General features: G+C 58.9%; 3 protein-coding genes. All 3 read right to left on the minus strand.

Annotated features, from left to right (window positions below):
- The coding region (locus tag G467_RS17120; RefSeq protein WP_033398025.1) for a hypothetical protein at positions 1-275 on the minus strand (275 nt) is incomplete at its 3' end.
- A 226-nt stretch (positions 276-501) separates the two neighbouring features.
- Complete coding sequence (locus tag G467_RS17125) at positions 502-801, minus strand: transposase (protein ID WP_342663038.1); 300 nt, start codon at positions 799-801, stop codon at positions 502-504.
- A gap of 508 nt (positions 802-1,309) precedes the next feature.
- Positions 1,310-2,469 (minus strand): RHS repeat-associated core domain-containing protein (locus G467_RS17720; protein WP_342663039.1); only part of this gene is annotated, 1,160 nt, incomplete at its 5' end.

Genomic DNA, 2,469 nt, shown 5'->3' on the forward strand with positions numbered 1-2,469 from the left:
TAGCGGTACTGACGTGCGCCTTGGTCCGCAACGCGCAAGTTATCGAGCGGATCGTAGGCATACGTCGCCACGCCCCACTGCGCCGTCGAGGTCGCCACCGACAGACGATCCAGCCCGTCGTAGGCCATGTCGCGCGTGGTCAAGCCGGCCTGCGCGCCATCGACGATGCTGAGCACATTGCCGTTGGCATCGAAGGTGTAGGTGTCGTCGAGCACTGTCAGGCCCGTGCGCTTGTCTTCGCTCCGGCTGGGCAGTTGGCGCGCGTTCTTGGTCATCACGTGCGTGATGCCGTTGCCGGCCGCTCACGGGCTTCCTGCCCTCCGCGGCACTCGCGCATCCTGCGCAGCGTAGGTGAAGCTCTTGATGACCCCATTGACGAAGAACGCGATTGCCCATCCAGCCCACAGAACGCAAAGACCGCCAATGAAGGCGGTCTTTGAGGAAACTATTTCTGGTTGGATCGAACAAGGCCCGCGGGTTCAGCGCAGCATTCGGAAAATACTACTCTGACCCCTGTTTTCGCCCGAGAGTGTCGTTGAGCGCGCGGACGTAGCGCCGACCCACCGTCTGCATCAACCGCCCGATCGCGCCTGCCGTGCCGGGCGTCACCAGCAGATGGACGTGGTTGGTCATCAGCACATAGGCATGGACACGGCAGTCGAGCTTGAGCGCTGCCTCGCGCAACTCCTGCAGGTAGCGCAGGTAATCGAGCTCGCGAAAGAAACAGGCCTGGCGATCATTGCCGCGTTGCACGACATGCTGCGCCGCCCCGGTGATATCGAGTCGTGGCGTTCGCGGCATGGGCTTACCTCCAGAATTTCTCCAGAGGCCAGCCTCCCGCACCTGCCCTCAGCACCGCATCCACACACCAGGAAAATCCGGGTCAGCCACCGCCGATCAAACCCCTCGGAAAATGTACTCTGACCCCTGTTTTCCCTAAGCGTCGCGGCAAGATCAATCTGCGCTCAAAGTCATTGCGACTTTGGCGGCCTGGCGGGAACTCCACATCTTTCAGCCACCCAGTTCCTGACAGAAATTACCTCGCGAGTAGCCTCGTCGCGTTCTTGATCGCTGCCTGAGAAGAATGCCTTCTCAAGATCAGCAATTCTGTCCCGAAACGCTTCGATCTCAGGACTCGCGTTCTCCCACGAGATGAAATCATCCCACTCAAGCGGATAGTCCAACTTATCGTCAAGAAATCTGTCCAATAGAGCGAGGAGTTGCGGCAATTCAGCCACTCGGTTTTCGCGAATGTGGACTCGCTCCGAACTGCGCAGCCACTGGCGAATTCGCTTAAACATTTTGTCCCCTATGGCCACAAGTCGATATGTCCAGACTGCTTGATCTTTTCGACGACCTTACCGGCGATGCGGAATACGTGAGTGCCGGTTTGCGCCGCCCCCTTCCAGCCCCAGCCAATTCTAAGCGTGTTATTTGCATTGATGTTAAACAAACTGCTTCCGCCGAGCCTAGATCGTCCAAACACAGTGCCTGCGGGACCAAACGTCGGGCTCGTTACCATCTTTCCAAGAACTTGGCGACCACCTGCTGCGCCGGCCTTGGCGAAAGCGCCACCACCAGCTCCGGTTCCGAGCACGGTGCCGCTATCCCTGAGTGCCAGGTACTCCGGCGTTTCAGCCTTGTCGAAAAAGTACTCGCCATCGGCGAAGCCGAAGCTTGCACCGTTGATGATTCCCGTCCCGAGACCGTTGCTGGCGTCGACTAGACCTTGTGGCAACGGATGACTTGCAGCGAAGTCCGCCGCAGATGGGACCCCGTCTGAATGTAGCACTCGGTCGCGCTGAGCCTTCTCCCGAGCCCGACGTTCGCCGTCGCTCTCTGGCTTTGGCTGATCGCCTTCCTTAGCTTGACGACCATCCGGATCGAGGAATCGATAGGGATTGTTTAATGCATATGTGTAGCGATCGAATGACGCCCCAGTATTTGCATCTGGATCCATGGGATCTTCGGATAAGAATCTTCCGATCTGAGGATCGTAATAGCGCTGCTGCATATAAGTCAGCCCCGTCCCCTGATCCATCACGTGCCCGGCATACCCGGTCCCATCGATGATCGAGTTATAGGCCTCGCCATACGGCGCGTAGCTTTTCCGCTCAGTGACGCTCCGGCTTGGATCCGTCTCCGCCACCGGACTCCCCAAGCTATCGGTGTGCTGATACCGAATGGTCTCCGTACCCGAACCCCAAGCAACAGCTCGCGTCGCCACCTGCGTATTGCCCAGATAGATGTAGTAGATGTTCTGACTACGACGCGCCTCCGCCGAGTACAACACCTGCCCCGCCTGGCTGTAGATCCAGTACGTCGTTTGATCCGGCACGACATCCCGCGCCTGAACCCGACGCCCCAGACCGTCGTAGCGGTATTCCTGCACACCCGTGACCTGGCTCAGGCGATTCGCACTGTCAAAGACATATGCCTGCGCACCCTTGCTCGTCGTATTGCCCTGCG

Origin of the sequence: Arenimonas oryziterrae DSM 21050 = YC6267 (assembly GCF_000420545.1) — a bacterium.
GTDB lineage: Bacteria > Pseudomonadota > Gammaproteobacteria > Xanthomonadales > Xanthomonadaceae > Arenimonas > Arenimonas oryziterrae.

Coding starts and splice junctions, on each gene's coding strand:
- G467_RS17125 (WP_342663038.1), bottom strand. CDS start 801: ATGCCGCGAACGCCACGACTCGATATCACCGGGGCGGCGCAGCATGTC.